This is a genomic window from Butyrivibrio hungatei NK4A153 (assembly GCF_000424465.1).
GTDB classification, from domain to species: domain Bacteria; phylum Bacillota; class Clostridia; order Lachnospirales; family Lachnospiraceae; genus Butyrivibrio; species Butyrivibrio hungatei_A.
The window spans coordinates 61,776-85,392 of record NZ_KE384196.1 but is presented as its reverse complement, the minus strand read 5'-3'; the positions used below and the strand labels follow the sequence as shown (position 1 = coordinate 85,392).

Sequence of the window (23,617 nt, the reverse complement as noted above, 5' to 3'; positions counted from 1 at the left end):
GTATATGTCAATTCGTGAAGAAGTCAAGCAGCAGCAAGACAAGATGAAGGATAAAGATTTCAAGGCAAAATGGGATTATTTCTGGGACTACTACAAGTTCCACGTAATGACGGTTGTCGTCGCCCTGATCTTCATCATCTCAGGCATAAAGAACATGGTCAACGAAAAGCCCACTTTTCTCAGTGTAATTCTTGTCAATTCTACACCTGCTTCACTTGAAAACACGATGGCTGAGGACTTTATGGAAGCCATAGGTGTCGATCCCGCAGAAAATGTCTGCTTTGTAGACACCACAGCAGTTCTTAACCCGGACAACATCGATCAGGTTGCTGTCGCTACAACTCAGAAGATAACGGCAAACATAGCCGCAAAGGAGCTTGATGTTCTCGGCGCGGACTACAATACTTTTTTCCAGTATGCCGGACAGGATGTATTCGCCGACCTTTCAGCTTATTATTCCAAAGAAGACCTTGAAGCAATGGGTGACAATGTTCTCTACATGGATGCGGGCTACATCGAATACATTGCATCCGATGAATATCAGGCTTATCTGACAAACGGAACTTTTGACGAAAACAACAAATACGCTGTTCTTTGTGACAACGCGGCAAAGACCGGAAATTATACCAATCTTCCCAAAGAAGAAATGAAAAATCCGGTCCCCGTAGGAATTATCATCAATAATTCTAAAGCCTACGAAAAGACCGGAATATATTCAGGCAAGACATCGGTTGTCGGAATCATTGCAAATTCCACACGAACCGAAGCTGCCGTAAAATTCTTAGATTATATATATCAGAACTGAGTAGTTACGAATATATCATATATTGAACGAATTGCCTTCTCAAAGTCACGCGCATCAACACCGATGATGATGTTAAGCTCTGAAGAACCCTGGTCGATCATTCTTACGTTAACGCTTGCATGAGCAAGTGCTGAGAATATTCTTCCGGCTGTTCCTCTTGTAGACTTCATTCCGCGTCCAACGACTGCGATGAGGGCAAGATCTGATTCAATCTCAAGCATATCGGGATGTGCAAGTCTGTGAATCTCTGAAACAACCGACTGCTCTTTCTCGATAAACTCATCTTCCTGAACAAATACCGTCATGGTATCGATTCCTGAAGGTACGTGCTCGATTGAGATCTGCTGATCTTCAAAAGCCTGAAGTACCTTTCTTACAAATCCAATCTCTGAATTCATCTGATCCTTCAGAATGTTTACACAGCAGAATCCCTTCTTTCCGGCAATACCGGTAATAACATACTTAGACTTCTTTGCTGTTGACTCAACGATCCATGTTCCCGGATCCTCAGGCTTGTTGGTATTTCTGATATTGATCGGAATACCCTCTTTTCTTACAGGGAAGATAGCGTCTTCGTGAAGAACGGAAGCTCCCATGTATGCAAGCTCTCTAAGCTCTGTATATGTGATAGTCTCAATGTGCGGTGGCTTGTCGATGATTCTGGGATCTGCAACAAGGAATCCCGAAACATCTGTCCAGTTCTCGTAAACATCAGCCTTGATAGCTCTTGAAACGATAGAACCTGTTATATCGGAACCGCCTCTTGAAAATGTCTTGATGCTTCCGTCGGGATATGCACCGTAGAATCCCGGAATAACGGCCTTGGGAGTTTTCTCAAGCTTTTTAGACATAAGCTTGTTTGTCTTCTCTCCGTCGAACTCACCGTTCTTGTCAAATACAACTACTGTTGCGGAATCGATGAACTCATAACCAAGGTAATTTGCCATGATTATTCCGTTCAGGTACTCTCCACGGCTTGCAGCATAGTCATTACCTGCAATAGCCTTAAAGTTCTTCTCAATTGTCTTGAACTCATCAGAAAGATCAAGCTTAAGGTTAAGTCCCTTGATGATCTCGTCGTATCTTGCCTTAATATCGGCAAGCTGTTTTGAAAAGTCCTTCTTTGCCTCGGCAAGAGCATATGTCTTGTAAAGCATGTCTGTAACCTTTGTGTCCTTGGAATTTCTTTTTCCCGGAGCAGAAGGAACAACATACACGCGGTCGGGATCTGCCTTGATGATCTCGCCTACCTTTTTAAACTGCTCTGCACTTGCAAGTGAACTTCCGCCAAATTTAACTACCTTCTTCATAATGAACAAACCTCTTTTTTGTATTTTTATAGGGAAAACTTATCAATAAAGCCTGATATATCCCTTAACGCTGTCAAACTTCCAAAGCTTTTCTTCAAAATCTTTTTCTGAAATAAGATCTGTGACGAATGCGAACTCGCCTTTTACTTCTTCGCTCTTAATAATCTCTATCTTGTTTCCGAACAGTTCTTTTGCATGATCTTCAAGATCCTCGGTAACTCTTACAAAGAACTTACGAACAGCGTTGTCTTTTGAAGTAAGCACTGCCTTCTTGGAATTCATGTTTACTTCGATATGCTTGTCCTTGTGCTTAAGGATATCTACAACGTCTGCAACAACCGCACTTGCTGTAGCGCTCTTACCTGCGCCCTTACCGTAGAACATTACATCGCCGAGCATGTTTCCGTGAACGTCGATCGCGTTGAATACGCCGTTTACGTTTGCAAGAGGATTCTCCATAGGAATAAGGAAAGGAGCTACTATAGTAAAGAATCCGCTCTCGTTCTTCTTGCACATTCCAAGGAGCTTGATAGCCATGTTAAGGCTCTTTGCATAAGCAAAATCCTCAATGCTGATCGTGGTGATTCCCTCTGTGTAAATATCCTCGTAATTTACGTGCTCGCCGCTCATAAGGCTTGAAAGAATAGCGATCTTACGGCATGCATCATATCCCTCGATATCGGCTTCGGGATTTCTCTCTGCATAGCCCTTATCCTGTGCCTGCTTAAGGACTGTGGCAAATCCGATGCCCTCTTTATCCATCTTAGTAAGGATGTAATTGGTTGTTCCGTTGAGAATACCTGTTATTGAATCGATCTTCTCATGCTTAAGTGAATCGTTGATGCTGCGAAGAACCGGAATACCGCCGCCTACGCTTGCTTCAAAGAGGTAACTTACGCCGTTCTTCTTTGCAATCTCAACAAGTTCGGGACCGTGCGCTGCAACGAGCTCTTTATTTGATGTGCATACGCTCTTTCCCTTTTCAAGTGCCTTCTTTTCAAATGTAAAAGCAGGCTCAAGACCTCCCATTGTTTCGCAGATAACGTCAACTTCGGGATCGTTAAGTATAATATCAAAGTCATGTACGACCTGATTCTCATGCTTATCGCCGGGGAAATCCCTGAGGTCAAGTATGTACTTAACTTCTACGGCTTCTCCTGCGCTGTTTGCAACCTCTGCTGCATTTGTGTCAAGAACTTCAACAACTCCGCTTCCTACTGTTCCGTAACCTAAAACCGCTACTTTTGCCATTTCATCCTCCAATATATTTTTAATAGGTTGCACTTCTTCCGGTTATGTGCACCTTATGAATTCCTTCTTTACCTTCCATAATGGAGATCATCTCCATTATATCCTTAGTCGCTTCAAGCACCTGAATCGTGATCGATATGGATGCCACTCCGTTAAGCGGGATTGACTGGTGGATTGTCAGGATATTTGCTCCGAAATCCGCAATCAGATTCAAAACATATGATAAAAGACCTACTTCATCATTCATCTGGAATGTCAGGGTAAATGTCGTTCCCTGCAATGAATCATGAAACTCATATATATCTTCTTTATATTTATAGAAAGAACTGCGACTGATACCGAGCATCGCAGACGCTTCATTTACTGTCTTAACCTTGCCTGACTCCAAGAGTTTCTTGGCCTCTACAACCTTAAGCAGCACTTCCGGAACCGCCTGTCTTCTAATAACATAATACCCTGTGTCCTGCTGCATCCCTGACCTCCGCATTTATAACACCTTGTTTTTCTGCTACGGACATTTGTGTGCGACGTAAAGAGTTTAGCATGCTAAAGTTCTGAAGGCAAGGCTTATTTTTGCCAAAAAAACTTTTCCCTCCCCCATTCTCTTTGGTAATCATGCCAAACTACCGCTATTTACATGGGTTCCCATAGCACAATAGAAACATTTTACCATAAGAGACCCCTTTTGGCACAGGGCAGATCTTTATTCGCGTATTGCGAGAGAGCTCCCTTGATAAAATACGAAAAAACTGTGAACCCTTGGAATAATTGGTCTAAATGGGGTTGAGATATGCTATACTTTTTCATTGGTCAACGTGGTTTTTCGGGTTATAGGTTTATAGGTTTTAAATGAAACAAAAAGTTTTTAGGAATTGGTATTTTCTTATAGTTTTAGGTATAGTGTTTCTTCAGCTCGCCGTTTTTCTTATTGCAGGCGAATCTCATACGTTCATTGGCGTTCATGATAATCTGGACATTCACATAACCGATTACAAATTGTTAAAGGATAATAATGCGTTCTTTTCACAGGGAAAGACTATTCCGCTTCTCGGCGGTATTGACAGAAATTTCCTGCTGTCAGAGTTTTACGCTTATTCCTGGCTTTATATGATCCTTCCGAATTTCGCGGCGTATATTACGGGATATTTTCTCAAAATATTCATCGCACTCTTTTCGGGAATCCTCCTGGGAAAAGACATTTTAGGAGATAAGTACAAAAGATACGAATGGGCTGTTGTGCTCTTTAGCTTCATCTACGGCCTTTTACCGCTCTATCCGGCATTCTCGTTTTCTTTTGCTTCGCTCCCGCTACTTGTATTCATAATCAGAAGACTTAAAAACAGCGGCAACAAAATCTATTACCTGCTCGCTTTTCTGTACCCGACGCTGTCGTATTTTACATTCTTCGGCCCTTTTATCCTGGGTTATATCTTTATCTACTTCATTTATCTTTGGATAAAAGAAAAAAAGATAAACATAAGGATCTTTACTGCGATGATCCTTATGTCCGTAAGCTACATTCTCATTGAATACAGGCTTTTTGCCCTGATATTCGGCTCCGGACAGGCAACGATCAGAGACACAATGGTGATCGACGATCTCTCTGCATCTGAGATCATAAGCAGCATCTTTAATGTTTTTGTAAATAACATTTTCCACTGCGAAGACTTGCACAGAGTTGTGGTTCTTCCTTTGTTTGTCATTTCATCTATAGCAATAAATTGGGGATATATCAGGAGAAAAGAGCTAAAGAATGCTCTTAAGGATCCTTTTAACCTTGTATTTCTTTTTATAGTTGCAAACTGCATTGTTTACGGTCTTTACAACAATCATGCCGTAAGAACTCTATTTGAGACGCTCGTTCCGCCTTTAAAGGGATGGCAGTTTAACAGAACTATATTTTTTAACCCGCTTCTGTGGTACGTTGAAGCCCTTATCGCAATGATACGTCTTTCAGATTACATTACATTCAACGAGAGTAAAAAAAGCCGTTTAAACGCAGTTTTACCATTTGTCCCAAAGACAGTCACTATACTGGTTCTTCTCTCGGTAATTGGCACACAGTCTTTATATAACGACTTTTTCAACACATGCTATGTAAACACTTGGGAAACACTGAAAGGGCAGAAATCGGAAACCCTGTCCTACGGGGATTTCTTTTCTACAGAATTATTCGAGAAGATAAAAAAAGATATTGGCTATAACGGTGAATACAGCGTAGCTTACGGTTTTCACCCCGCTGTTCTTTCTTACAACGAGATTGCGACTTTGGACGGGTGCCTCAGCTACTACTATCAGTCATATAAGGATTCATTCAGAAATGTGATCGCACCTTCGCTTTCCGAATCAGAGGAAGCCCGCAACTACTACGACGATTGGGGCGCACGTGCCTATATCTTTTCAGGTAGCGACTACGGCATCTGGAATCCTGTAAGAACAGTTGATGTTGAAGACAAGCGTCTTCTTATCGATAGATCTGCATTTGAGAAATTAAACGGAAAATATGTATTCTCACGAATCGAGATTTCAAACGGCGATGAGGCCGGATTTAAGCTCATCGGTAAATACTCGGATACAAACTCACCATACACCATATGGGTATATTCATTATAAAAAACATGGAGATGCACAATGAAAAATTACGTTAAAATCGCCCGTCCCGACCACTGGATAAAAAACTTCTTTATCATGCCCGGAGTTGCAATCGCCTTTCTACTGACCGAGCATTCGATACGAGATATAAATATCATCAAACTTATATGCGCATTCTTTGCAACCTGCATGATTGCAAGCGCAAACTACGTAATAAACGAATGGCTGGATGCACCTTTTGACAAGTTCCATCCGACCAAGAAAAACAGGCCTGTCGTAGCGGAAAACATGAAGTTCTCGATTGTTATAGCCGAATACATTGCCCTTATTATTGTCGGTGTGATTCTTTCATTACTTGTTAATAAGCCTTTCCTTATAACATCACTTATTCTTCTGTTTATGGGCTTTTTGTACAACGTAAAACCTTTCAGAACAAAAGACATCGCATATTTCGATGTTCTCTCCGAATCAGTAAACAATATGCTTCGTCTCATGATGGGATGGTTCGTCGTAACAGATTCATCACTTCCACCTTCAAGCATCCTGATCGGTTACTGGATGAGCGGAGCATTCCTCATGGCAACAAAACGCTTTGCGGAGTACAGAATGATCGGAAATCCTGAAACAGCAGGCTTATACAGACGTTCCTTCAAATATTATTCCGAGAAAACTCTTTTGGCATCAGCACTCTTCTATTCACTCGTATCAACATTTTGCCTCGGGGTATTTCTCATAAAGTACCGCATCGAATATTTATTGTGCATGCCTCTTGTATTCCTGCTTTTCTCTTACTATGTTGCAATGGCGTTTGATCCCGATTCAGCGGTACAAAGACCCGAAAAGCTCTTCAAAGAAAAAACTCTTATGTTTATGGTCTTCGTAATTATTATCGCATTTACCGCCCTGACATTTGTAAATGTAGATTTTCTTCACAGTCTTACATCAAACGAACTAGTATGGGTTCGCTCACGCTAACCTTTGAAAAGCGCATAAAATAGGGATAGCGACAGACTGTCTACAAGCATTTTGGACCTGTTGCTTGTTATTTTTATGATTGTAACGGATACTGGAATTACACTTGCAGGTGATAATTCGAAAGGAGCAAGATAATATGGTCGAGTTTGGCGAGCAGCTCAGAAAGGCACGCGAGGCAAAAGGATTGACACAACAAACTCTCGCGGAACAGTTATTTGTTACAAGACAAGCCGTTTCAAAATGGGAATGCGGTGAAAGGTATCCCGATCTTCCTACTACAAAGAAAATATCAGAAGCACTGGATGTCAGCCTCGATGACCTATTATCCGGAAAAGATATGAATAAAGTCATAGAAAGAAACTCTATAGTAGATAATAACCTTGCAGAAAAAGTGATTTTTACTGTCTATGCTGTTTTTTTATTTCGTTGTTTGAGTATGATTTCCACGGATTTTTTTACATGCAAATTTATAAAAGAAACTACAACTTATGCATATTTTCACGCTGATTCTTTTTTCAATGAGAACACCGCATGGATAATGATGCCTAAGATTATATTCTGCGCTCTGACATTAGTCTTAATTTATGGATTCATTCACGTAGCAAAAGGGACTCTTTCCCCTAAGATAACTGGCATTATTGGAATAGTGACTTTTGCCACAAGCAGTTTGATTCATGTCACACAGATAATCACCTTTAAGATAATGCCTTTAATCTTCGCAGAGCCTCTTAAATATAACTTCTCTATTGATACTTTAACTTCTGTAATAAAGCCAAATTTATTGTATGTAATTCTTATACTTATTCCGGCTGTAATTGGAGTTGTGGCTACATTATTCTATTTTATTCGTGGAAACAATAAGATAGTGTGGAAAGTTTTATTTATCATAATGACAACATCGGAAATTATAATCACTTATAAATTTGCTATTTCTTGGCAAAATAAATTAAACTCATATCTACCATCTCTTTCACAGCGAGATTTCTTTAGGATATTTGCCTGGCTTGAAGGCGCAAATTCAGAAAAATACGCATACTGTGGTGCAATATATGTATTTCTGCTTTTCCAAGCTGTAGCGCTATGGATAAAGAAAATAAAAGCCACACGTGCAGCAGAATCAAGCAAGATACCACAAGTAAGCGAAGCATAAATATAACGATGATTTATAAAAAGCCATATCAATCCCTTTCTAATGAGATTGATATGGCTTTTTTGAGCATGCGAAAGGCCATGGTATGGGGAATACCATGGCCTTCCATAACGCTTATAAAAGGAAAGAGTATCTTCACCTCGCGGACAAGCAAGATGAAGAGTAGTAAATAACTAAGTCAGATTATCCCTTTACACCACCGAGTGTAACACCGCCGACGATGTGTCTGGATAATAAAAGATAAACAACTATAACAGGGAAGATAGAGAATGAAATCATTACATATACCTGTCCCATGTCAAACTTAAGCCAGTCTGCACTTCTGAGCTGAGCTATAAGTATAGGAAGTGTCTTCTTTGTGTCTGTGTGAAGCACAAGTGCAGGAGTAAAGTAGTTATTCCAGCTTGTTACGAAACTGAAGATTGCCTGAACAGCAACAGCAGGTTTCATAAGCGGTACTACAATCTTGTTGAATGTGCCCCACTCTGTAGATCCGTCGATTCTGGCAGCTTCCACAAGAGAAAGAGGAAGTGTAGAATCCATGTACTGCTTCATAAAGAAAAATACTGCAGGTGAAGCAATAGCCGGAACAATAAGTGGTGTAAACTTATCATCCAATCCCATCTTTCCGATAAGCTGCAAGAAACCAAGTGCAGTTACCTGAGTAGGGATCATCATAACCATCAAAATAAATGTAAAAATGAACTTCTTAAGCTTAAAGTCATAAGCGTGTATTGCATACGCTGTCATCGTAGAAAAATATGTAGCAAATACCGCTGTTAGTGTAGCAACAATAAGCGAATTAATCAAGCCATTAAATATAGGCAAAGTTCCATGTACAAGATTATCCCAGTTTGTTCCAAGGAATTTTCCCGGAGCGGGACTGAATCCTCTTGTAAGATCTGCGTTTGATCTGGTTGAATTTATAAACAAAACATAGAACCAGAAAAGGCAGATAAATGTTATCAATATAAGTATAATATACGCTATCACGCGTCTGGCGTGAACCGATGCTCCGGTATCACTCTGTCCGGCCATCGCAATTCTTTTTTCTTCCATTGTTAAGCCTCCAAAATCAATCCTTATCCTCGCCTGTCGTGAACTTAAATACGATCAAGCTGAGTATACCGGTAATAATAAACATGAATACCGAAAGAGCACCACCAAGACCAAAGTTCTTACTGAAAAGATGCTTGTTAAGATACATGATCAAGGTCATTGAAGATCTCATAGGATCGCCTGTACCGTTTGTCAAAATCTGAGGTACGTCAAACATCTGGAGTCCACCAATCAATGATGTAATCATAACATAAATAAGGATTGGTTTTAACAAAGGCAATGTAATTTTATAGAAAATTTGAGTGGCTGTAGCACCATCAACCTGTGCCGCTTCGAAAAGTGAAGGGTCAATACCCATCATTCCTGCCATCAAAAGAATTGTCGTATTTCCAAACCACATAAGGCAGTTCATAAAAGCAACCAAGCCACGAACTGACCAAACATGGGCCATGAACTGATAAGGTTCTTTTAAAAAACCAATCTGTACCAAAATCGAATTGATAGGGCCTGAATTTGAGAACAATGTGAAAAACAACATTGCAAATGCTGAGGCCATTATCAGATTTGGAAGATAAATAACTGTCTTAAAAAAGCCTTGTGCCTTCAATCTAAGTGACGGATCTGTAAACCATGCTCCTAACAAAAGTGAAAGAAGAATCTGCGGAATAAATCCCAAAATCCACATTATCAAAGTGTTCTTTAAATATGTAGGAAGATCTCCGTTTGTAATTATTGTTGCAAAATTCTGTAATCCGACAAAATTCGGACCGATCTGTTTTAATCCCGAGCGATAATTCTCAAAGAATGAATTATAAATTGTTGAAAAAAGCGGTATCATCTGAAATACCAGATAAATTACCACGAACGGAATAAGGAAAATGTAGCCCCATTTATTATAACTGACTACTTTGCTCTTCTTTTTCATACCCGTTACCCTTCTGAATAAATATTTGTGGAACGCATTGCGAACAATACGTTCCACAATGATAAATCTAAAACTACAAATTACTTACTGATTACTCAGTCTTTAATTCAGGATACTTCTCAACGATAGCTGAATTGAACATGTCAAGAGCCTGGTCGAGAGTAGCGTTGCCGTCGAAGTAGTTCTTCATAGCTTTCTGGAACTCTTCGTTACAACCCTGATCGTATTCGCACTGGTTAGAAAGATCGCACTTCTCAGCACCGTTGCAGAACATTGCAAGAGGGTTCTGTCCACCAAGAGGAGCAAATGCATACTCGTCCTTAGTTGCTGCTTCTTCCATAGCAGGCTTGTTGTTTACGAAATCACTGTCCTTAGCAACGATATCAAGCATGATATCCTTGTTTGTTGTAAGCTGCTTCATGATATCTGCAACAAGAGATACATTGTCTGTTCCCTGAGCTGCGCAGATCCATGTTCCGCCCCAGAAGAATCCCTGAGGTCCTTCTGTTGCACCCCAACCACCGTCGTGAGCGATTGAGCCTTCTTTATCAGCAGCCATTGAGAAGTTGATCATCCAAGCGGGTCCAAAGTAGCAGAATGTCTTTCCGTCAGGATAGAATCCCTTGCTCCAGTCATCGCTCCAAAGATCTGATGTAGAACCAACCTCTTTAGCGTCAACCATCTTCTTTGTCATCTCAACCCATTTCATGATGCTGGGATCAACCTTAACTACTCCATCCTGTACCCACTTACCTGATACATTGTTAGAGAATACACGATAAGCATCGTTAGTTGTTGATGTCATGCTGTAGCCCTTAGCCTTCATCTGCTCAGCTGTCTTAAGGAATGTATCCCAATCAGCTACGGCCTTCTGAACTTCAGCGGGTTCGTCAGAACCAAGAACATCTTTAGCAGCTGCACGGTTGTAAATAAGAACACCGGGGCAGCCCTGCCATGAAAGACCCTTAAGCTTTCCGTTAGAATCTGTCATAACATCCTGTGTATATTTGTACTGGTTAGCGATGTCAGCGTCTGCGATACCAAGATCTGCAACAGGCATTGAAACATCGGCATCTACATATTTAAGTGCGTAGTCAGCCTCTACAAGGAAAATATCAATCTTGTCATCAGCTGCTGCGTCAGCCTGCTTAAGAAGAGCCTCGTCGAGGTTGTTCTGATAAGCATTGTCCTGGCTGGGTGTGATATTCCACTTTACAGTTACATCACCGATTTTTCCTGAAGTAGCATCTGTCTCTGTATATCCAGGATAGTGATCTGTAACTCTGCTCTTGAACTCTTCGTTCCAGCAGTAAATATTGAGGACTTTACCCTCATCTCCAGCAGCTGCAGGTGCATCTGCTGCAGTTGCATCTGCTGCGTTTCCATCAGCTGATGCTCCGGTTGAAGCAGCAGTGTTTGCATTTCCGCCACAAGCAGTAAGCATTCCTGCTACCATAGTCATAGAAAGAAGTAACCCAAGTACTCTTTTCTTCATAACCGTACCTCCCATTCTTTTGCGTTAAATAATTGTTGTGTGTATTTAAAATGGCTCAGCCATCTCAAATCTTATTGAATCTTTTTAACGGATTCCCCTTTTTCCAATGTACCTTCAACTACAATCTGCTCAACCAGTGTCCCCTTAGGATTGTTTATAAGGTCGATCAATTTGGTTGCCGCTATTCCACCGATTTTCTCAGAATTCTGCACCACTGTGGTAAGTCTCGGAGAAAGACGCTTTGCAAGTTCAAGTCCATCATATCCTGCAATTGAAATATCTTCCGGTATTCTGAGATTTCTCTGTCTTATAGCATTTATTCCACCAAGTGCCGCAAAATCATCGGGATAAAGGATGCATGTAGGTGGTTCCTTCAGATCTAAAAGCTTGTTAGTCGCTTCATATGCGGCATCAGTATCTCTATAAGGAGATACAACTACATATTCATCCGGAATCTCTACTCCCAATTCCTGAAGTGTCTTATAAAAACTTGTAAGTCTGTTCTGTGTAACGGATGAACCTGCGCCGTGAACATATGCCACTTTCCTGTGCCCCTGCCCGTAAACATAATTTACAAGCTCTCTCATCCCTTTTACATTGTCAGACACGACTGAAGTCCTGTTAAAAAAGATATGGTCGATCGTGACGACCGGTATATTGCTCTTAATAAGTTCCTCAACTTCCGGATCGGAGAAATCAACACATGCTATAACCACTCCATCAAAGCCTCTGTATATCGCATGTGACAGATAGGACATATTGTTGATCTTCGCCTTCCCTCCATTGATGAAGGTTATATCAAAACCGTTCTCCTCCGCAGTTTTCTTAAAACTGTTAAGCACATGATTGAAATAATCATGTGTGAGACCGCTGTTGGCTTCATCTACAAACAAGACACCGATATTGTTGGTCCTGTTCGTCTTAAGAGCCTGCGCAGCCGCATTCGGATGATATCCGAGCTTATCAGCAACTGCCCGTATATGTTCCTTAGTTTCCTGCCCTATGTCGCTATGATCGTTTAGTGCCTTAGACACTGTAGCTATGGACACTCCACAAGCAACGGCAATATCCTTTAATGAAACATTACGCTTAGCCATATCAATAAATACCCTTGAACTTAATCGTTTTCGCACGATAAATATACATCATAATGACTCCAGAAGCAATAAAAAAAACGATTTTTTTGTGCACATTATATATCTTTGTTTGTTTTTTACAAAATCCACTCTCTTTTTTCATATATAATTCTGATTTTGGTTACAATTGGTTAATGATTTAGTAAAACGTTTTCGAAATATCATTTACGCCCAGTGTCCATCGGCGGTTTTATGCGTGTTGTCTCTGAAACGCGCACAGGACAACGGTTTAAGGGCAATAATATTTGTGATATTTTGTGTTGCAATATAGGAGCTTCCCATATATAATGTCTCTAGTAATTATCTTAAACGTTTAAGTGAACGGAGGTTATATTTATGAAATTCGGCTACTTTGATGACAATGCATGTGAATACGTCATCACTACACCAAAGACTCCTCTTCCCTGGATCAACTACCTTGGAAATAAGGAATTTTTCTCATTAATATCAAATACTTGCGGCGGATACACATTCTATAAGGATGCCAAGCTTTTAAGGCTTACAAGATACCGTTATAACAATGTTCCTTATGATAACAACGGTAAATACTTCTATATTAAAGATGAAACAGATAAAGGAAATGACGTTATCTGGAATCCCGGATGGCAGCCTGTAAAGACAGCCCTTGACAGCTACGAGTGTCGCCATGGATTAGGTTATAGCAAGTTCTCATCATCAAAATCAGATATTAAAGCCGATGTGTTAACTTTCGTTCCTATGAATGATAATTGTGAAGTTTCCAAGATCACTATCACAAATAATAAGAAAGAAGATGCTAAGCTCGTTCTCTTTTCATATGTAGAATGGTGTCTGTGGAATGCAGATGACGATATGAAGAACTTCCAGCGTAACCTCAGTACAGGTGAAGTTGAAGTTACAAACGACGGAGCAACTCTTTTCCACAAGACAGAATACAGAGAGCGTAGAAATCACTACGCAGTATACGGCGTAAATACTAAAGTTGACGGATATGACACAAGCAGGGATGCATTCCTTGGCGCATACAACGGACCGGACAGCCCTGATGCAGTTGCAGCAGGAAAGTGCACAAATTCTGTCGCAAGCGGATGGTCTCCTATCGCTGCTCACCAGATCAACATCAACCTTAAGCCCGGCGAATCCAAGACATTCATCTTCACACTCGGATACATCGAGAATCCCGAAGATGACAAGTGGGAATCATATGGCGTTATCAATAAGAAGCCTGCATACGCAATGCTTGATGCATACAAGACTGAGGATGCTTTTGACAAGGCTCTCGCAGAGCTTAACGACTACTGGAAGAATCTTCTCGGAATCTATCATGTATCTTCTTCAAACGAGAAGGTTGACCGCATGGTAAATATCTGGAACCAGTATCAGTGCATGGTTACATTCAACATGTCCAGATCTGCTTCTTATTATGAGTCAGGTATCGGCCGTGGAATGGGATTCAGAGATTCTTGTCAGGATCTTCTCGGATTCGTTCACCTTATTCCCGACAGAGCAAGACAGCGTATCATCGATATCGCTTCTACTCAGTTCCAGGACGGAAGCGCTTACCATCAGTACCAGCCCCTTACAAAGAAGGGTAACTCAGACATCGGATCAGGATTCAACGACGATCCGCTCTGGCTCATCGCAGGTACAAGCGCATATGTAAGAGAAACAGGCGACCTTTCTATCTTGAAAGAAATGGTTCCTTTCGATAATGATATGAGCGTTGCAAAGACACTTATGGATCACCTTAAGTGCTCATTCAACTTCACTGCTACTCACAAGGGTCCTCACGGCCTTCCTCTTATCGGACGTGCGGACTGGAACGACTGCCTCAACCTTAACTGCTTCTCAGAGCATCCGGGTGAGTCATTCCAGACATTCGGTCCTTCAGAAGGCCCTGTTGCCGAGTCTGTATTCATCGCAGGTATGTTCGTAAAATACGGCGAAGAATATGCACAGCTTGCTGAACTCCTCGGCGATGATGCTGAAGCAAAGAGAGCAAGAGAAGAAATCAAGAAAGTTTACGATGCAGCTTGCACAGCAGGTTGGGACGGCGAATGGTTCGTAAGAGCTTACGATGCTAATTCCAACAAGGTTGGTTCAAAAGAATGTGAAGAAGGTCAGATTTTCATCGAGCCTCAGGGCTTCTGCGTTCTTGCAGGAATCGGTGTAAAAGAAGGTCTTGCAGAGAAAGCGCTTAAGAGCGTTGAAGAAAGACTTGATACAAAGTACGGCGTAATGATCTTACAGCCTGCTTACACAAAATATCATCTCGAACTTGGTGAAGTTAGTTCATATCCACCGGGATACAAGGAGAACGGCGGTATCTTCTGTCACAACAATCCTTGGGTATCTATCGCTGAGACTGTTCTCGGACACGGCGACAGAGCTTTCGAGATCTACAAGAAGACATGTCCTGCTTACATCGAGGATATCAGCGAAGTTCATTGCACCGAGCCTTATGTATACTCTCAGATGGTTGCAGGAAGAGACGCTAAGTTCTTTGGTCAGGGCAAGAACAGCTGGCTTACAGGAACAGCTGCATGGACATTTGTAAATATCTCCCAGTACATCCTGGGTGTATATCCTACACACAACGGTCTTTCAATCGATCCTTGTGTGCCCGCAGATTTCGGTGACTTCACTCTCACCAGAAAATACCGCGGTGCTACTTACAACATCAGCGTTAAGCAGAACGGTGCTCAGAAGGGTATCAAGAAGCTTACCGTAAACGGAAAAGAAATAAGCGGAAATATCATCCCATACGAAGAAGGCGTAAAAGAATACACAGTAGAAGCTGTTATGGGTTGATCATAATTATACTCCTATTCTTCAGGACCCGGGAAAGCGCTATTTATCTGCGTTTTCGCGGGCCCTATTCATGTAAAGTTGCACGATTGACCGATTATATGTTAAAATACAGTGTCTAAGTCGGAGGTGAATATGAGTACTATTAGTAAGCCCAGACAGCAAAGGTACCACAGAAAACACAGACACAAGCGAAGTTATACATTTATGGTTATTTCCGGAGACTCTGACGGTGTAACAAAACGTCTCCATCTGAATCATTCCCAAACACAATGGTTGGCATACTCAATTTTTGCTTTTGCATTATTTTTAGGATGCTACATTATCTATAGTATTATGACCATTTCTAATTTGAAGGCTATACAAGCCGAACAGAAGCAAGAAATCTCAGATCTTCAAGAAGAAAACAGTAGTCTCGCAGCGTCATACGAGAGCGCAAGTTCCAATTCGGAACATATTCAGGCTGCCCTCAGTGAAAGACTTAAGAACGAGCGTCAGGCTAGTGAAGAGGCTGAAAAATTGGCAGTTCCTTCAGGCTTTCCTTTGACAGGAACCACTCCGCTTCCCACTCAGGCTGTGGATGATCCGAATGCCACCAATATAACCAAGCTTACCGACAAGAACAAGGATACCGCAACAGGAAATCCTCTGGTTCTATTTACAGCAGCTCCCGGAAGTAATATTATAGCTACCGGAAGCGGAACAGTTATGACCGTAACTTCAGATGCGAAGTTTGGACACATCGTTTCCATAGATCACGGAAACGGATATATTTCAATTTATCGAAACGAAGGTTCACCTGTAGTTTCGGAAGGCGATACTGTTGACAGGGGCGACCTGTTATACGTTGTAGGCAGCCAAAACAAAACTTTAGGATATCAGATACAGAAGGATGAGAAATACGTAAATCCCGAAGATGTAATGGATATCAAGGGTTAAATGGAGGATTCATTATGTTTGGAAACACTAAAAAAGATTCTACCAACGCAACTGAAAATGAGATACTTGAACAGGTAGGAACTATTATCGGTCCCGGCGCCGTAATTGACGGTCCGCTTACCACAAAGGATTCAACAAGGATCGATGGCACTATCAAAGGCAACGTCACTATAAGCGGTGCTCTCATTGTAGGTCAGGAAGGTAAAATTTTTGGAACTGCTTCCGGCGTAAATATTTATGTAGCCGGCGAAGTAAACGGAAATCTATCCGCGCCTCAGGGAAAAGTCGAGATAAGCGATACCGGAAAAGTTGTCGGCGACGTCATCTGCAAAGGTATTATCATCGATGAGAATGCTATTTTCCAGGGCAGATGCGAAATGACAGGTCTTGAGAGAAATTCAGCGGATATCGCAAAAGAAAGAGCTGCTGCCGTAACAAGTGATGCAGAAAACGATTCTGAATCAGAGACTAACGAATCTGACGAGAAGAAAGTAATTTAAGTAAATATTTAGATTAAATAAGCGCTTCGGTTCAAGCCGAAGCGCTTATATTTTTTTGACTCAATTTTAATTTCGAAATTACTCTTGCAATCTATCGAATACGAGCTCATATCCATCATCGCCATAATTCAGTGAGCGATTTACTCTGCTGATGGTCGCTGTTGATGCTCCTGTCTTCTCTGCAATCTCAAGGTATGTCTTGTGCTCTTTAAGCATTGAAGCCACCTCAAATCTCTGAGAAAGAGATAAAAGTTCGTTCACGGTACAAAGATCATCGAAAAAACTATAACATTCATCTTTATTCTGAAGGCATAGAATTGCGTCAAACAGATGGTCTACAGCATCTGTTCTAATCTTTTTGTTCATTTCGCCATCCCTCCGATTTTTCTAACACAAAAAGGTAAACTATATTTCGTTAACAAAAAACCTCTGTGCTTATATATTTTATCACTTTAAAATCTTAAAGTAAATAGGAAGATCTACTTTACTTTTTTAGCTATTTATGCTATTGTTAGTTTGTTGTCATGGACAACAGAACGATTATTTTTTTATTTTTTAGTGGAGGTATTACAATGAACAAAGGTACTGTTAAGTGGTTCAACAACCAGAAAGGTTATGGCTTTATCTCTGATGAGGCTGGAAACGATGTATTCGTACATTATTCAGGACTTAACATGGAGGGCTTCAAGTCTCTCGACGAAGGCGCTTCAGTTGAGTACGATGTAATCCAGGGCGAAAAAGGACCTCAGGCCGTAAACGTAAACAAGCTTTAATTAATCAAAAGTTGAAGCTAATTAATCAGACTACATGTCGACTTATTCTTAAATATAAAAATAAATATTTAGAATTTGCAATATTGTATAGATGATTAATCAACAGAGCCATCCAACATTTGTTGGATGGCTTTTTTGTTTATCATTCACATATATCAACTATATCTTTTATCTTAAGATTACCGCCGAAAATCTCAAGGGCACTTCCTATCGTAACGTCCACTCTTCCCTTTCCGATTTCCTTAAGCTCTTTTACATCATCAAGGCTTCCTGCTCCTCCGGCATAGGTAACGGGTATCTTTCCCCAGTCTCCGAGGATCTTTGCCACATTCTTCTCTATACCTTTTTGCTTGCCTTCTACATCGGCAGCATGAACAAGAAATTCATCGCAGTACCCGGAAAGCAGATCAAGCGTTTCCTCATTTAGTTCAACATCAGTAAGCTTCTGCCACCTGTCTGTTACTATGTAATACTTTCCGTCTACATTTTTGCATGAAAGATCAAGAACAACCTTCTCTTTTCCAACTGCCTCTTTAAGCTTCTGCAGATTGGCGTAATTGATCTCTCCGTCTTTAAATACATAAGAAGTGACAATAACGTGAGAAGCACCCGCATTTATAAATTCTGAGGCGTTTTCAGTCGTTATTCCGCCACCGACCTGCATGAGTCCGGGGCAAGCCAAAAGAGCCTCTATGGCCTGTTTTTTCGTCTTCTCATACAAGGGGCTTGTTACAGGATTAAGCAATATTATATGCCCGCCCGAAAGTCCCATCTCTCTGTACATTCTGGCGTAGAATACAGCATCCTGTGAAGCAACATAGTTTTCTTTTGCCTCATCGTTCTTATCACGAAGGCTGCTCCCCACTATCTGCTTCACTTTGCCGTTATGAATATCAATACAAGGTCTGAATCTCATACACTTCTCCTCAGGTGCCGCTTCCGATCAGTCAGGCAAGAACATCCGACATGTCATACAATCCCGCAGACTTACCGGCAAGGAACTTAGCTGCCTCAATGGCGCCCTTTCCAAAAATTGCTCTTGAATAAGCTCTGTGAGAAAGAGTTACAACCTCGTCGTGACCTGCAAAGATAACATCATGGTCACCTACGATTGTTCCTCCGCGTACAGCAGAGATTCCGATTTCCTTCTGAGGTCTCTTTTCTCTTCTTGTGCTTCTGTCGTATACATAATCCATCTCATTATTAAGAGATTCGTTAATGCTGTCTGCAAGTGCGATTGCTGTTCCACTGGGTGAATCAAGCTTCTGATTATGATGCTTTTCAACTATCTCGATATCAAATCCCGCAGCCGCAAACATGGGAGAAACTTCCTTCAGCACCTTGATAAGTGCATTTACACCAACCGACATATTTGCCGACTTAAGAACCGCTACCTTTGAAGAAGCTTCTTTTACCATCTTAAGCTGATCCTCAGAAAGTCCTGTTGAGCAAAGAACAACCGGAACATTCTTAGCCGTGCAGTAATTAAGAAGTCCCTCTACTGCTGATGCATTCGAGAAATCAACGATAACATCGGCATCGGTAATACATTCATCAAGACTTCTGTATACGGGAAAATCGTAATTGTTATCGCCAAAAGCGTCTACGCCCGCTACTACTTCTATATCATTATCTTCCTTTATAAGGTCGATGATAACCTTGCCCATACGGCCGTTACAGCCGTGCATGATCATTTTTGTCATCTGTGTTTCCTTTCCAAATCTGTGTAATCCTAGCTATTTTATCTAAGAAACATCGTTTTTGCCAAGCATCCGTCAGATAAGTCCGAACTTCTTCATCTCTTCCTTAAGCTTAGCGCAGTTCTCGGGCTCCATCTCTGTAAGAGGAAGGCGAAGCGGACCTGCTGCAAAACCGATCATCTTAAGCGCGCTCTTAACGGGAATAGGATTAACCTCTGAGAAAAGAGCTTTTACAAGAGGATATGCCTTGAACTGAAGCTTTCTTGCAGTCTCATAATCTCCCTCAAGACACTTCCGGCAGATCTCATGTGTCTGAGCCGGAGCAACGTTTGCAAGAACCGAAATTACTCCGAGGCCGCCGACTGACATAAGAGGTACGATCTGATCGTCATCTCCCGAATAAAGATCAATACATCCGTCTGCAAGCTGCATCATCTTGATAGTCTGTGACATGTTTCCTGTAGCATCCTTGATGGCAACAATATTCTTTTTCTCCTTGCAGAGCTTAACAGCTGTCTCAGGAAGAATGTTACATCCTGTTCTGCTCGGTACATTGTAAAGAATGATAGGGATATTTACTGCGTCAGCAATTGCAGAAAAGTGTGCAAAAAGACCGCCCTGTGTTGCCTTATTGTAATATGGTGTTACGCACAAAAGCGCATCCGCACCGTAGCTTTCAGCAAGCTTAGAGAGCTTAATTGCTGTCTCTGTGCAATTTGATCCTGTTCCTGCAATAACGGGAATTCTTTTTGCAACTTTATCTATACAGAACTTAACAACATCCATGTGCTCTTCTTCTGTCATGGTTGCTGCTTCGCCTGTTGTTCCGCAAACGATGATCGCGTCTGTTCCGTTCTCGATCTGGAACTCGATAAGACGTTCGAACTCCTCGTAATTAACCTCTCCGTTTTCCTTAAATGGTGTTGCGATTGCAACTCCCGCTCCTTTAAAAATTGCCATTTTTTCCTCCTTAATAAATCGCGCCGGTTGAAGCATCTTTCATCGAATGGAATTTGTGTCCAACAAAAAACCGACTCCATAATGGGAGCCGGTAACATAATCTTTTCACTATAAAAAGAATAATGTTGATAGCGCCCCATCCTTAGATGACAGTCATACGGTTCTTAACCGTATGCCCAAGCAATTGACCTTCAGGGGGTCAACCCTTTCGGCGTATTTCCCTTTCATGCCGCTTCATCTGTGCCTGTCACATCTGCGACGTTACTTATTAAATACGCAACCTCTATCCAACTGTTTCTTATACTGATACTACACCAGCGTCAATAGACTGTCAACACACAAGCATTTTTTACCATAAACTAAGCATTATCTAAAAAAGCTTTAAGCCCCAGCAATTGTGACGTTTTCAATCTTTATAACGCTGGGTACGAGATAATTGTCATACTGACGAAGTTCCTTTGAAAGCTTAACATCGCTGATGAGCTCGGTAAGAGCTCCCGTTACGGATCCTCCGCACACAGGTGTAACCTTATCTCCCTCATGCCAGTAAGCAAGTCTGATCTCTCCCGCGATCTCTCCGGTGAAAATATCTACACTGAAGTCCGAAAACTCAACAGGCTCAAGGTATGTACCTGTTCTTATCTCGCTCTCCGAAAGCCTGCCGCCCTCAACCTTAAAGTTTGTTGCAATGAAGGAATCCTCAACCCCGAGATAATGACGGAACTGAACGCCGCCCCAATAGCTTACGGGAACGTTGTCCTTAATGATAGCCATATCCCTGACCTCTGCACCTTCAGCATCAACAGGAAAGTTCTTGGAGGAATTGGCAAGCTCTTTTACCGCACTGATCGTGAAGGTGTCGCCCTTAACATCATTGCAGATCGCCTTGCCGATCTCCCAATCAGACATTTCACGGTACTTCATGGATGCCATCATCTTATCAACGATCCACTCGTAAATCTGAACACAGTCCTGTGTAGGGAAAAGAACTGCTGCCTTATAGGCGGCTGGTGTCGGTTTTGCCACAAGTCTGTCCTTACCATACTTAAGAGTATCCGAAATTTCTTTTACCAGATTCTCTCTGTCACATGTTCCTGCAGTATACATGCGGTAAAGCTCGATCTCATGCTCATCGTTTCTTGCATTGACAACAACTTCGACGGTTGAACTCGGGTAAGAGATCGTAACATCAATGCCCTCAGAGTTGACGTATCTTCTCTTGCAGTTCTCAGCAAAGATCTCATAGGAATTGATGTCCTCGCCTGAAGTCTCGGGAATATGCTGCATAGCTTCGATATAATCCTTTGCCATCTGCTGTGGATCAAAGTTCTCATCCACTCCCTTAACAGGCTTCTTATTGAGCTCGTAGTATGGATTCTTAACATAGGAAGCTCTCTCATAAAGGTCGTCGATAATCTTTTTAGCCTCGGCTTCCGTTGCTGTCGGCGCTATCTCCTGCGATGCGCTTCCAAGGAACTTGCCGTCATCCAGCTTTCTGTGAACAATTACCTCTATGTGCTCAACGTCGCGAACTCTGTTCTGATCAAGCCTGTGTCCGATGAAATAGAACTCCCAGCCCTCTGTACATGTATCTGTAACTTCCCAGGCATCTGCGCCTGAGTTTTTCAAAAGTTCAATTATCTTATCTGTCATCTTCTCATCCCCTTTATCCAAGTCTTGCCACCGCCTTCAGGTATGGGCCGCCGTCTGAAACCTTAACCCATTCCTTGTGGCCTTTTCCGCAGGCTCCGTCTCCGAATGATATATAGTCGTTGCTGGCCATGGAAATGGATCCAAGAAGATCGGGCACATAGCCCGTGAGAACAACAGGAGAAACCACCTTTCCGGTGAGCTTTCCGTCGATGATCTCGTAGCCCCTTGCTATGATGCACTGAATTCCCCAGTGCTTTGGATCCTCCATTCCGGCATCAATTCCGTCTAAAAGATATCCCTTCTTAACCGAAGCGATCATCTCTTCTTTTGTGGATGTTCCCTTATCAAACATTGTATTTGTCATTCTTGTATAAACCTTGTGCTCGAAGTTCTCTCTCTTACCGTTACCGGTTGGCTTTGTTCCGAGTCTGAGAGCTGCCAGGGCATCGCATATACCTGCCTTAAGGATACCCTTTTCAATCTCGATAACATCGCCCGCCAGAGTTCCTTCATCGTCAAATGCATAGCTGGATACGTCTTTTACGCAGTTTGCCCCTTCATGCATGGTAACAAGATCCGATCCAACCCTCTTATCAATATAATCTGCTCCGAGAGCTCTTTTCTTAACGAACATATCCATCTCAACGCCGTGACCGAATGCCTCGTGAGCGATAAGTCCCGAAACGTCGGGAGCAGTGATGATCTCGTACTCTCCGGGAATCACGTGCTCAGAACCAAGGCTGTCCTGAAGTTCCTTGAAACTCTTATTGACGAGGTCTCCGAGTCTGTCAAAGATTTCCGGACCTTCTCTGTCAGAAATTCCGTTGATAGCCTGATTGCTATTACCATCACGGTCACCGATCATGTACACGAAACCTTCTGAAATTACATAGCTCTGTCGAAGGTCCTTATTTGGTGTAAGGAACATCTTGCAAATGTGGGTTGACTGAGCCGCACAGGTGCAATCAATGACTTCATCAGAAAGAGCTGCTCCCTCGTCGCTGAGCTTCTGAAGCTTACCGACAAGAGCCGAAAGATCTGTCTCTTCAGGAAGTTCGCCCGTCTCCATCTCCACAAAGAGCTCCTGCTTCTCATCCTCGAGCTTTGGAGTATTGTAGATTTCTGAATTTGTCTCTTTTAACACTGCAAGCTGACGATCAAGAACTCCCTTAGCCTTGGCTGCCATAGCTACGGTATCGCCCTCAAATCTGTTAAAAGAATATTCGCTGTACAGACCGTCTTTGTAAACCCTTATAACGTTTCCTCTCTCTGTTGTAAGTGTTGATCCGGCAATAGTCTTAACGTGCTGAGATACTCTGACATTGAAACCTACAGAGTCAGTTGAAAGAACGCTGACATAGTCATAGCTTTTTGCAAGCTCTGCTATCATCTCTTTCAATTTCAACGCTATGTCGTTTAAATATATAGAAAATTTAGCTTTCATTATTATCTCCTTTCATAACTTTATTTGGGTCATATCTTCACAGCTACGCTCTATTCTAACACAGAAGGTCAGTTTTTCTGTGAAATTTTATGGTTGAACATTAAAAATACGCGTGCTATAATTCCTTAGTTTGAAATGGATGTGTTTTTTAAGGAGACAAAAG

The 23,617-nt window shown here is 41.8% G+C and carries 21 protein-coding genes and 1 riboswitch; of the genes, 8 read left to right on the top strand and 13 right to left on the bottom strand.

Translation table 11 applies throughout. The features are described from left to right. The first annotated feature begins 4 nt into the window (after positions 1–4). Entirely contained in the window at positions 5–805 is an 801-nt protein-coding gene (locus G628_RS0113420; RefSeq protein ID WP_026667196.1) for a hypothetical protein, read from the top strand. On the opposite strand, the gene G628_RS0113415 is transcribed toward G628_RS0113420, so the two are convergent. Genes G628_RS0113415 through G628_RS0113405 form a run of 3 tightly spaced genes read right to left on the bottom strand, consistent with a single transcriptional unit; the run spans position 796 to position 3,838 of the window. Then, the gene (locus G628_RS0113415; RefSeq protein WP_026656801.1) at positions 796–2,115 is read right to left on the bottom strand and encodes an aspartate kinase; all 1,320 of its coding nucleotides are present in this window, start codon (positions 2,113–2,115) and stop codon (positions 796–798) included. The two genes, G628_RS0113420 and G628_RS0113415, sit on opposite strands and share 10 nt — an antisense overlap. Positions 2,116–2,157: 42 nt before the next feature. Continuing rightward, the gene (locus G628_RS0113410) at positions 2,158–3,366 is read right to left on the bottom strand and encodes a homoserine dehydrogenase (RefSeq protein WP_027209354.1); all 1,209 of its coding nucleotides are present in this window, start codon (positions 3,364–3,366) and stop codon (positions 2,158–2,160) included. Between the two features lie 19 nt (positions 3,367–3,385). Further along, positions 3,386–3,838: an ACT domain-containing protein gene (locus G628_RS0113405; RefSeq protein WP_026656799.1), complete on the bottom strand. Its 453-nt coding sequence runs from the start codon at positions 3,836–3,838 to the stop codon at positions 3,386–3,388. Between the two features lie 377 nt (positions 3,839–4,215). On the opposite strand from G628_RS0113405, the gene G628_RS0113400 reads away from it, so the two are divergent. The 3 genes from G628_RS0113400 to G628_RS18600 all read left to right on the top strand — a co-directional run bounded on the left by G628_RS0113400 (position 4,216) and on the right by G628_RS18600 (position 8,083). Further along, entirely contained in the window at positions 4,216–5,979 is a 1,764-nt protein-coding gene (locus G628_RS0113400) for a DUF6044 family protein (RefSeq protein ID WP_155833818.1), read from the top strand. 18 nt (positions 5,980–5,997) lie between these two features. Next, a complete protein-coding gene (locus G628_RS17520; RefSeq protein WP_051199215.1) occupies positions 5,998–6,933 on the top strand; it encodes a UbiA prenyltransferase family protein in 936 nt (311 codons plus the stop codon). A 136-nt stretch (positions 6,934–7,069) separates the two neighbouring features. After that, on the top strand, positions 7,070–8,083 hold the full coding sequence (locus G628_RS18600) for a helix-turn-helix domain-containing protein (RefSeq protein WP_081670736.1): 1,014 nt from the start codon (positions 7,070–7,072) through the stop codon (positions 8,081–8,083). Positions 8,084–8,266: 183 nt separating this feature from the next. Here the strand turns inward: G628_RS18600 and G628_RS0113385 are convergent, their stop codons facing one another. The 4 genes from G628_RS0113385 to G628_RS0113370 form a co-directional block, all read right to left on the bottom strand. Continuing rightward, on the bottom strand, positions 8,267–9,121 hold the full coding sequence (locus tag G628_RS0113385; RefSeq protein WP_027209352.1) for a carbohydrate ABC transporter permease: 855 nt from the start codon (positions 9,119–9,121) through the stop codon (positions 8,267–8,269). A gap of 37 nt (positions 9,122–9,158) precedes the next feature. After that, positions 9,159–10,067 (bottom strand): carbohydrate ABC transporter permease, encoded by a 909-nt coding sequence (locus tag G628_RS0113380; RefSeq protein WP_026667192.1) that lies wholly within the window; start codon positions 10,065–10,067, stop codon positions 9,159–9,161. Positions 10,068–10,158: 91 nt separating this feature from the next. Then, positions 10,159–11,562, bottom strand: a complete 1,404-nt coding sequence (locus G628_RS0113375; RefSeq protein ID WP_027209351.1) for an ABC transporter substrate-binding protein — start codon at positions 11,560–11,562, stop codon at positions 10,159–10,161. A 71-nt stretch (positions 11,563–11,633) separates the two neighbouring features. Further along, on the bottom strand, positions 11,634–12,659 hold the full coding sequence (locus G628_RS0113370; RefSeq protein ID WP_027209350.1) for a LacI family DNA-binding transcriptional regulator: 1,026 nt from the start codon (positions 12,657–12,659) through the stop codon (positions 11,634–11,636). 375 nt (positions 12,660–13,034) lie between these two features. Here G628_RS0113370 and G628_RS0113360 point away from each other — a divergent pair, with 375 nt between their 5' ends. From G628_RS0113360 to G628_RS17505, 3 genes are all read left to right on the top strand, one after another. Next, complete coding sequence (locus G628_RS0113360; protein WP_027209349.1) at positions 13,035–15,488, top strand: GH36-type glycosyl hydrolase domain-containing protein; 2,454 nt, start codon at positions 13,035–13,037, stop codon at positions 15,486–15,488. Between the two features lie 132 nt (positions 15,489–15,620). Next, the gene (locus G628_RS17510) at positions 15,621–16,424 is read left to right on the top strand and encodes a murein hydrolase activator EnvC family protein (protein WP_026667189.1); all 804 of its coding nucleotides are present in this window, start codon (positions 15,621–15,623) and stop codon (positions 16,422–16,424) included. A 14-nt stretch (positions 16,425–16,438) separates the two neighbouring features. Next, on the top strand, positions 16,439–16,924 hold the full coding sequence (locus G628_RS17505; protein ID WP_051199213.1) for a bactofilin family protein: 486 nt from the start codon (positions 16,439–16,441) through the stop codon (positions 16,922–16,924). 78 nt (positions 16,925–17,002) lie between these two features. Here G628_RS17505 and G628_RS0113345 read toward each other — a convergent pair whose 3' ends face one another. Then, positions 17,003–17,290: a YerC/YecD family TrpR-related protein gene (locus tag G628_RS0113345; RefSeq protein ID WP_026514625.1), complete on the bottom strand. Its 288-nt coding sequence runs from the start codon at positions 17,288–17,290 to the stop codon at positions 17,003–17,005. A gap of 206 nt (positions 17,291–17,496) precedes the next feature. Here G628_RS0113345 and G628_RS0113340 point away from each other — a divergent pair, with 206 nt between their 5' ends. Continuing rightward, positions 17,497–17,697 carry a cold-shock protein gene (locus G628_RS0113340; RefSeq protein ID WP_022755461.1) on the top strand — a complete coding sequence of 67 codons (201 nt, stop codon included), beginning with the start codon at positions 17,497–17,499 and terminating at the stop codon, positions 17,695–17,697. A gap of 142 nt (positions 17,698–17,839) precedes the next feature. Here the strand turns inward: G628_RS0113340 and hisA are convergent, their stop codons facing one another. The 5 genes from hisA to G628_RS0113315 all read right to left on the bottom strand — a co-directional run bounded on the left by hisA (position 17,840) and on the right by G628_RS0113315 (position 23,454). Further along, complete coding sequence (gene hisA / locus G628_RS0113335; RefSeq protein WP_027209347.1) at positions 17,840–18,613, bottom strand: phosphoribosylformimino-5-aminoimidazole carboxamide ribotide isomerase; 774 nt, start codon at positions 18,611–18,613, stop codon at positions 17,840–17,842. Positions 18,614–18,644: 31 nt separating this feature from the next. Then, positions 18,645–19,400, bottom strand: a complete 756-nt coding sequence (gene dapB, locus G628_RS0113330) for a 4-hydroxy-tetrahydrodipicolinate reductase (protein ID WP_027209346.1) — start codon at positions 19,398–19,400, stop codon at positions 18,645–18,647. A 72-nt stretch (positions 19,401–19,472) separates the two neighbouring features. Further along, positions 19,473–20,357, bottom strand: a complete 885-nt coding sequence (gene dapA / locus G628_RS0113325) for a 4-hydroxy-tetrahydrodipicolinate synthase (protein WP_026656785.1) — start codon at positions 20,355–20,357, stop codon at positions 19,473–19,475. A 121-nt stretch (positions 20,358–20,478) separates the two neighbouring features. After that, positions 20,479–20,651, bottom strand: a riboswitch (Lysine riboswitch). An 87-nt stretch (positions 20,652–20,738) separates the two neighbouring features. Then, the gene (locus G628_RS0113320) at positions 20,739–22,010 is read right to left on the bottom strand and encodes a metallopeptidase TldD-related protein (RefSeq protein ID WP_027209345.1); all 1,272 of its coding nucleotides are present in this window, start codon (positions 22,008–22,010) and stop codon (positions 20,739–20,741) included. Positions 22,011–22,023: 13 nt separating this feature from the next. Continuing rightward, positions 22,024–23,454, bottom strand: coding sequence for a TldD/PmbA family protein (locus G628_RS0113315; RefSeq protein WP_027209344.1), 1,431 nt, complete (start codon positions 23,452–23,454; stop codon positions 22,024–22,026). Positions 23,455–23,617: the final 163 nt, after the last annotated feature.

Excerpts from the sequence above, each read along its gene's own strand:
- G628_RS0113420 (WP_026667196.1), top strand. The coding sequence starts at position 5 with ATGTCAATTCGTGAAGAAGTCAAGCAGCAGCAAGACAAGATGAAGGAT.
- G628_RS0113415 (WP_026656801.1), bottom strand. The coding sequence starts at position 2,115 with ATGAAGAAGGTAGTTAAATTTGGCGGAAGTTCACTTGCAAGTGCAGAG.
- G628_RS0113410 (WP_027209354.1), bottom strand. The coding sequence starts at position 3,366 with ATGGCAAAAGTAGCGGTTTTAGGTTACGGAACAGTAGGAAGCGGAGTT.
- G628_RS0113405 (WP_026656799.1), bottom strand. The coding sequence starts at position 3,838 with ATGCAGCAGGACACAGGGTATTATGTTATTAGAAGACAGGCGGTTCCG.
- G628_RS0113400 (WP_155833818.1), top strand. The coding sequence starts at position 4,216 with ATGAAACAAAAAGTTTTTAGGAATTGGTATTTTCTTATAGTTTTAGGT.
- G628_RS17520 (WP_051199215.1), top strand. The coding sequence starts at position 5,998 with ATGAAAAATTACGTTAAAATCGCCCGTCCCGACCACTGGATAAAAAAC.
- G628_RS18600 (WP_081670736.1), top strand. The coding sequence starts at position 7,070 with ATGGTCGAGTTTGGCGAGCAGCTCAGAAAGGCACGCGAGGCAAAAGGA.
- G628_RS0113385 (WP_027209352.1), bottom strand. The coding sequence starts at position 9,121 with ATGGCCGGACAGAGTGATACCGGAGCATCGGTTCACGCCAGACGCGTG.
- G628_RS0113380 (WP_026667192.1), bottom strand. The coding sequence starts at position 10,067 with ATGAAAAAGAAGAGCAAAGTAGTCAGTTATAATAAATGGGGCTACATT.
- G628_RS0113375 (WP_027209351.1), bottom strand. The coding sequence starts at position 11,562 with ATGAAGAAAAGAGTACTTGGGTTACTTCTTTCTATGACTATGGTAGCA.
- G628_RS0113370 (WP_027209350.1), bottom strand. The coding sequence starts at position 12,659 with ATGGCTAAGCGTAATGTTTCATTAAAGGATATTGCCGTTGCTTGTGGA.
- G628_RS0113360 (WP_027209349.1), top strand. The coding sequence starts at position 13,035 with ATGAAATTCGGCTACTTTGATGACAATGCATGTGAATACGTCATCACT.
- G628_RS17510 (WP_026667189.1), top strand. The coding sequence starts at position 15,621 with ATGAGTACTATTAGTAAGCCCAGACAGCAAAGGTACCACAGAAAACAC.
- G628_RS17505 (WP_051199213.1), top strand. The coding sequence starts at position 16,439 with ATGTTTGGAAACACTAAAAAAGATTCTACCAACGCAACTGAAAATGAG.
- G628_RS0113345 (WP_026514625.1), bottom strand. The coding sequence starts at position 17,290 with ATGAACAAAAAGATTAGAACAGATGCTGTAGACCATCTGTTTGACGCA.
- G628_RS0113340 (WP_022755461.1), top strand. The coding sequence starts at position 17,497 with ATGAACAAAGGTACTGTTAAGTGGTTCAACAACCAGAAAGGTTATGGC.
- hisA (WP_027209347.1), bottom strand. The coding sequence starts at position 18,613 with ATGAGATTCAGACCTTGTATTGATATTCATAACGGCAAAGTGAAGCAG.
- dapB (WP_027209346.1), bottom strand. The coding sequence starts at position 19,400 with ATGACAAAAATGATCATGCACGGCTGTAACGGCCGTATGGGCAAGGTT.
- dapA (WP_026656785.1), bottom strand. The coding sequence starts at position 20,357 with ATGGCAATTTTTAAAGGAGCGGGAGTTGCAATCGCAACACCATTTAAG.
- G628_RS0113320 (WP_027209345.1), bottom strand. The coding sequence starts at position 22,010 with ATGACAGATAAGATAATTGAACTTTTGAAAAACTCAGGCGCAGATGCC.
- G628_RS0113315 (WP_027209344.1), bottom strand. The coding sequence starts at position 23,454 with ATGAAAGCTAAATTTTCTATATATTTAAACGACATAGCGTTGAAATTG.